Origin of the sequence: Methanospirillum sp. (assembly GCF_035560735.1) — an archaeon.
Lineage (GTDB): Archaea > Halobacteriota > Methanomicrobia > Methanomicrobiales > Methanospirillaceae > Methanospirillum.
The window spans coordinates 1-6,664 of the sequence record NZ_DATMYY010000008.1; the positions used below are offsets into that span (position 1 = coordinate 1).

The 6,664-nt window shown below is 43.8% G+C and carries 6 protein-coding genes; 3 read left to right on the top strand and 3 right to left on the bottom strand.

Annotated features, from left to right (window positions below; genetic code table 11):
• Positions 1–112: 112 nt before the first annotated feature.
• A complete protein-coding gene (gene mtxX / locus VN429_RS00190) occupies positions 113–877 on the bottom strand; it encodes a methanogenesis marker protein Mmp4/MtxX (RefSeq protein WP_325628495.1) in 765 nt (254 codons plus the stop codon).
• Positions 859–1,875 (bottom strand): methanogenesis marker 2 protein, encoded by a 1,017-nt coding sequence (locus VN429_RS00195; RefSeq protein WP_325628497.1) that lies wholly within the window; start codon positions 1,873–1,875, stop codon positions 859–861. The genes mtxX and VN429_RS00195 overlap by 19 nt, the downstream gene beginning before the upstream one ends.
• Positions 1,876–2,026: 151 nt before the next feature.
• On the opposite strand from VN429_RS00195, the gene VN429_RS00200 reads away from it, so the two are divergent.
• A complete protein-coding gene (locus VN429_RS00200) occupies positions 2,027–3,523 on the top strand; it encodes a replication factor C large subunit (RefSeq protein ID WP_325628499.1) in 1,497 nt (498 codons plus the stop codon).
• Here the strand turns inward: VN429_RS00200 and VN429_RS00205 are convergent.
• Positions 3,507–3,908, bottom strand: coding sequence for a UPF0146 family protein (locus VN429_RS00205; protein ID WP_325628501.1), 402 nt, complete (start codon positions 3,906–3,908; stop codon positions 3,507–3,509). The two genes, VN429_RS00200 and VN429_RS00205, sit on opposite strands and share 17 nt — an antisense overlap.
• 17 nt (positions 3,909–3,925) lie before the next feature.
• On the opposite strand from VN429_RS00205, the gene VN429_RS00210 reads away from it, so the two are divergent.
• Positions 3,926–4,471 carry an archaemetzincin family Zn-dependent metalloprotease gene (locus VN429_RS00210; protein ID WP_325628503.1) on the top strand — a complete coding sequence of 182 codons (546 nt, stop codon included), beginning with the start codon at positions 3,926–3,928 and terminating at the stop codon, positions 4,469–4,471.
• Positions 4,472–4,691: 220 nt separating this feature from the next.
• On the top strand, positions 4,692–6,530 hold the full coding sequence (locus VN429_RS00215; protein ID WP_325628505.1) for a hypothetical protein: 1,839 nt from the start codon (positions 4,692–4,694) through the stop codon (positions 6,528–6,530).
• The last annotated feature ends 134 nt before the right edge of the window (positions 6,531–6,664 follow it).

Sequence of the window (6,664 nt, forward strand, 5' to 3'; positions counted from 1 at the left end):
CTTTTAGGCTTTGTAATCAAAAGGTTTTTAATTTTCATCACCATCTTACCTGATGATTGCGAATCGGACGAATAAAATTAAATTTCTACAAATAACCCTAAATATCAGGGTTTCAGGAGAATTGCTTATAATTCATAGATGCCGCCAGATTTAGAGCATTCGAGTAATCTGGGTTGACGCGCGAGGTATCCACGAAAATACCTCCGATATTTACAACGGGTGCCCCATGTGAAACACCATTCCCTGCAAAGAGCAACGTTCTGAAGATTAAATTCCCAGTTATCCCATCAGGAGCTATGATAAGTCCACATTCTGCGATGGCATCTTCGATAAGGATCTCATAATGCATGGCCCCGGTTAGTCGTGAAACGAGTTCAGCGTCTGCCATGCTCCGATCAACAGCAGGATGCCTTCCTGCATCACCAAGACGTCCACCAGAAAGAACACCTACCTTCTCTGAGAGACCGGCTCCAATAGCTATCTTATTCCCTCTTTTTATGAGTGAGATCTTCTGGCTGACGGTCCACCCTTCATCAATGCCAACCGGGGCAAGGAAAAATTGTTTCCCCTGTGCAGATTCAAGAAGCACAATCCTTTCAAGTTCCCTGACACCATATGCAAGTTTAAGTGCTGAGAGAGTTTGAGTGGCAGGAAGGGTACCTCTGACTGCAGCAGAAATCTGACCCGTTTCAAGATCAGATACAAGTTTTTCTCCAGGCTGGTCAGTTGTTCTTACCAGACAAGGAAAAGAAAATTGTATGGCAATGTCAGGATCAGTATAACATACAACCCTGTCAGAAAAATTACAATTTATAATACTTCGAATAACCCGTTCCGGATCAGAAGAAACACCGATACCTATGAGATCCTGGGGCATCGCTCCTCAGCACCCAGATTTGTAATACCATTATCACTGGTAAAATCAAACACGCTGGTATCCTCATCATTATATACAATTCGAAGAACTTTTGAATCATTCACTTCGCCGATGACCTGTGCGGTCATTCCGACTGCAGAAAAGAGGGCACTAACCTCTTCACGATGCTTTTCCCTCAATGTTAGCACAAAGCCCATCCCAGGATACATTCGAACCCATTGTTCAAATGGAATATTGTGACATTCATCGGGACGTGGAATTGCAGATAGATCTACCCTTCCTCCCATTCCAGATACTTCAAGAAGCATTCCAAGTGTTCCGATAATGCCAGGGTTTGAGATGTCCTTCCCTGCAGTCACGAGTTGCCTGGTTCCAAGTTCCTCAAGTACATGGATCTGTGCTCTGACTTCTTCAGCAGTTCTGAGCGTGGCACTATCCCAGTTCAAAGCACATGAGGGGTGAACCCTTCCTTCCAGGTCGATTGCTACAACGATCAGGTCTCCAGCCTGTGCAGTGCTGCTATAGATGATGCCATTTATCGGTGCCACTCCAAGAATTGCAATATCGATGACACTATATGGTGTTTCAGGATGAAGATGACCTCCAACTATCGGGACACCAAACTGGGCAGATGCATCACGCATTCCGGCAATAACTGCATCACGAATTGATCCTGATGATATTGAAAAGACATCTACCATTGCCAGGGGACGACCACCCATTGCAGCGATATCATGAATATTTACTAGAACGGCACAATAGCCAGCCCAATATGGATCCGCATCCATAAGCTTACTCCAGATACCGTCTGCAGCGAGGAGAAGGGCATCCCCATTATTTTGAATTACTGCCGCATCTTCTCCAAATGAAGCAATAACACCAGGACAGTCAAGTTTCAGATCATTTACAATCGCCCCGATCTCACTCTTCCGTCTGACGCCTTCATACTCCCTAACCGCTTTAGCAATCAGTTCGGTGGAACAGGTGTGCTCTCCCATGGCATCTAAGCTCTCTTTCCCGTTTCTGTCTCATCTGACATAAACTGTCTGATACTAGCATGTTTCTTCAGGATATGGTTGATATGGTAAATATGAAACTTGACAAATATGCAGGATACCAATCACGGTGTGGAGCGATTTATCTGGTGCCATGCTGAATGGATCAGGAATGGACTGGGCAGAGAAATATCGTCCTAGGCATCTAACTGACCTGGTAGGAAATAAAGAATCCATACGGCAGATGCTTACCTGGGCGCAGAACTGGACCACTGACTCTGATCCTCTCCTCCTATATGGGAAACCTGGAATCGGAAAGACATCAGCAGCTAACGCACTTGCCACCGACATGAACTGGGATGTAGTTGAGTTGAATGCAAGTGACCAGCGGACGAAATCGGTTATTGAGCGAGTTGCAGGGACAAGTGCAAGTACTGGCTCCTTGCTCGGATCAGGTAGAAAACTAGTTCTTCTTGACGAGGCTGATAACCTGCAGGGAAACGCAGACCGGGGAGGCGCAAGAGCTATTGTTGATGTCATCAAAAAAGCAAGTCAACCAATTATTCTTATCGCCAACGATCTCTACGGCCTTGACGCTGCAATCAGAACATTATGCACAAAAGTCCAATTCAGGGCTGCTCAGGCAAGGACTATTACACCGAGGCTGAAAGAAATCTGTATCGAAGAAGGCATTACATGCGATATTTCTGCATTGAATGATATTTCTGACAGATCAGGCGGTGACATCAGGTCTGCTGTCACTATGCTCTATGCCGCAACCATAGGTCGATCAGAACTTCTGTCTGATGACCTATCAACCTCACGTAAAGACAATAGATCCACAATATTTGATCTAGTAGCTGCTACTCTTCATAAAAATCCCACACGACCCCTGAATGATATTGCATTTGAAGTAGACGAAACACCAGACACAGAACTGCAATGGATTGAAGGAAATATTGGACTCATGAAGGATCAGGGTGCAATATGCAAAGCTTACCGGGCAGTATCAAGGGCAGATGAGTACCTGGGTAGAACCTATAAAACCCAATATTATACCCTCTGGCGGTACGCTACGGCAACAATGCTTCTCGGTGTAAATGATGCTACTTTGGGAACCGGAGGTTTCATGAAGATCATGCCACCAGACCGTTGGAGAAGAATGTCCACGGCAAAAAGGCAGAAGTCAGCGCGTGAACAACTCCTTTCCCGGCTTGGGAGGACAATGCATATGGCTGCAGGTACAGTACGAAGCGGGTACTTGATGCCAATCTCTCTTCTCGCTCAGCACAATGCAGAAGATTATGCCGAAGAGTTCTCACTTGATGTGGATCAACTTGATCTCCTAATTCAGGATTCTGATATCGCTAAAACAATAATAAAGAAGATCGAAGACCGCAAAAAAGAGGCTGAAAAGGAACTTAAAAAGCGGGAGAAAGAAGAGGCAAAGGCAACACAAAAAGCCAGAAAAGCCACGGAAAAGCAAAAATCCCTTCCTTCTCCATCTATTTCTCCATCTATAGAAGTCAAAAACGAGTCACCATCCACAAATTATCAGGAGAAACAAGAAATAGAGAAAAATCCAGATGAGAAAAGTAGCAAAGCAGAGAAGAATCGATCACAGTCAACTCTGTTCAATTTTGGTGGGTAACATATTGGCAAAGAGAAACTCCGCAGTTGATAATCTGGTGAGGATGGGAGTATCCTTCAAACCCAAGATGATACACCAGAAGGTCGGCATCACACTGTTTTGCAAACAAAATAAGTGATGACATCATCTCTTCTATCGGCCGTATAGCAAGTATACAATCAACAGAAGAAAATTTCTTATCTGGCGTACAGACATCAAAAATTACATAGGGAACAAGATGAAATCCCTTGGGAATTGTGAGGTCGCTACAAGTTACCAATACCCCGGAGCGCTGAATTAATTCGGCAGCATGGATATTATGTCCAGTCCCAATCTCCAGCACAGAGTGGTATCTTCCAGCAATAAACCGGGCAATAAGCGTCTCAATATGTTTATACCCACTCATTGCTCAGAGTATTGGGAATGGATATCCAAATATTCTGGGATCGGGGAGCACCGCAGGGTCTTGAGATCCCGGTGGCACGCACTATTTCTCAGGTCCTGGATATTCCAGTGCAGGTATTTACCAATCCTTTACTCTACAATGGTTTTTCTATCAACAGACATCAGTTTGATGCTACCGCAATCCTTTCCTGTATTGATACCTATAAACGAAGAAATAATATTGAATCGCCACTGCTGTTGGTAATCAGTGATGACATCTTCAAGCCGGCATCACGATATATCTTCGGACTTGCACGCCCCAGAACAGGTTCAGCAGTTGTATCAGCAGCTCGATTAAGAAATGAGTTCTGGGATCTACCAGCCGACGACAAAGCATTATGCAATCGGATTATCACTGAAGGGGCACATGAAATTGGGCACCTTCTTGATCTTGAACACTGTGCAGATGAGCGATGTGTTATGGCAAACCCTGGATGCCTTGATGACCTGGATCACAAAAAAACGTGGCTCTGTGATGACTGCAAGGCGAAGCTGAGAACCCTGCACCCTGTCTGTATCAGATGATATCTATCTAATATTTATTAATCAGAGAACGGTTGATTATATTTGAGAAGATGCCTGGCAGATCAAAGGCTATATGAAAGGCTAGGGCAAACAATTCTTTTAATACGGTGGGAAACACGTGAAAAATAATCCCCTGTCTTCTATTACACGCACACAGATTATCTGGTCATCAATCCTGATCATTTTATGTGCAATTTACCTCATTTGGACTCTAGGACTGATGAATGGAGCACGACTTGATGTTCCATACACCTATGATGGTGATGGACTTGAATACAATCTTCTCGTAAAAACAACCATCGAAAATGGCTGGTGGCTCGAAAATCCAATGACCGGGGCACCAGGTACCCTAGAGATGTATGATTATGCAATCGGGAGTAACCTCGACCTCCTGATAATGAAGATCATCAGTCTCTTTTCAGGCAATTATGCTGTAGTAATGAATCTATACTACATTCTAGGTTTTTTCCTGACTGCACTATGTTCGCTGTATGTATTCAGACAACTCAAAATTGCATATCCTATCGCGGTTTTTGGCGGTCTGATTTTTTCATTCCTTTACTACCACTTTTTCAGAATCATTCACTACAACCTGGTTTCGTATTACATGGTGCCTCTGATGGTGCTGGTAATTCTCTGGATATGTCAGAATGAAACCCTGTTCTATCGTAAGGGAAAGACCAGGTTGTTGTCAGGATTTACTCTTACGCATAAGGGTCTTATCGCTGCAGTAATTCTTCTCATCACTTCAACTCATTCGTATTATGGATACTTTGGGCTGCTACTCCTCGCAGTCGCTGTCCTCTGGGCATACTCAAGAACGTTTCAGAGATCCGATTTTCTTAATGGGGCAATAGCAGGCATCATTCTTGTTGCAGGTATCCTTCTCAACAAACTTCCATCCCTCATATATGGACTTTTCAACGGACCATCTTTCGTGATGTCATACCGGTATGCATTTGAATCCGAAACATGGGGATTAAAACTGATTCAGTTGTTCCTCCCGGCCCAGGGGCACCGGATACCATTCCTTGCCGATATAGCACAGAAATATACACTATATAGACCTCTTGTAAATGAAAATGTCAGTGTCTCACTTGGAATTATAGGAAGCATTGGTCTAATTATCCTGCTTGGCTGGATCTTTATCAGAGGATTCCCTTATATTCAGGCTCGTCTCAACAAGAAGGCTCCTCTTGTGGATCATCTATCCCTGCTTACCTTCGCATCGATACTCATAGGAACTATCGGCGGGATATCTGCGATTATTGCTCAGGTTTTTCCTGAAATACACTCATATAATCGCATCAGCCTCTATATCGCCTTCTTTGCAATACTGGTAGTATTAGTATTTCTCCAACTGCTTTTTGAACAATACAGGACAAAACCACTCTTTTGTCCTGTCTTCCTCATTCTGCTTCTTGTTCTTCTAACATTCGGAATTTTTGATCAGGTTCCTGCAGGATACGCCCTTACTCCCGGATCTGACCGCGAAAAGGAGTTTCAGATGCAGGCAGATTACTTTGCACAGATCGAAGCAGAGATGCCAGCAGGATCATCAATATTTATTCTCCCTGACATAGGCGGATTTCCAAACTCTAACCCTCCGGGTAAGATCAAAGGACTGGACAGCCTTAAGCCGTATCTACACACCCATACCCTGAAATGGAGTTATCCAACGATGAAAGGGAGATTCTGGGACAACTGGCAAACTGCAGTTTGTGCTTCAAACCCTGAGGATATGATGGGCCACCTTTATGCAACCGGCTTTACTGGCCTTCTTGTTGATGGATATGGATATGCAGATGGTGGAGCAAAAACTGAAAATTCCATAACCACCCTTACCGGAACCAAGCCATTGATGAGTAGTGACGGTCGTTATGCATTCTATGATCTGAGGAGTTTTATGAATCAGAAAAAAGCAGGCATGAGCGATGCACAATTTGAATCTGCAAAACAAGAGTATATTAAAACAATGATGGCAAGACCTGAACTTCAAAGCCCGTTGTTTGGATCAGAACTCAGAGAGAAACTTACAACACCGGCAAGTACACAATAACCAATCTTTTTTCTTTACAAAAGAATTTCTGACACGAGATTAACTGTTTGATGGTGGAGCAAAAACTGAAAATTCCATAACCACCCTTACCGGAACCAAGCCATTGATGAGTAGTGACGGTCGTTATGCATTCT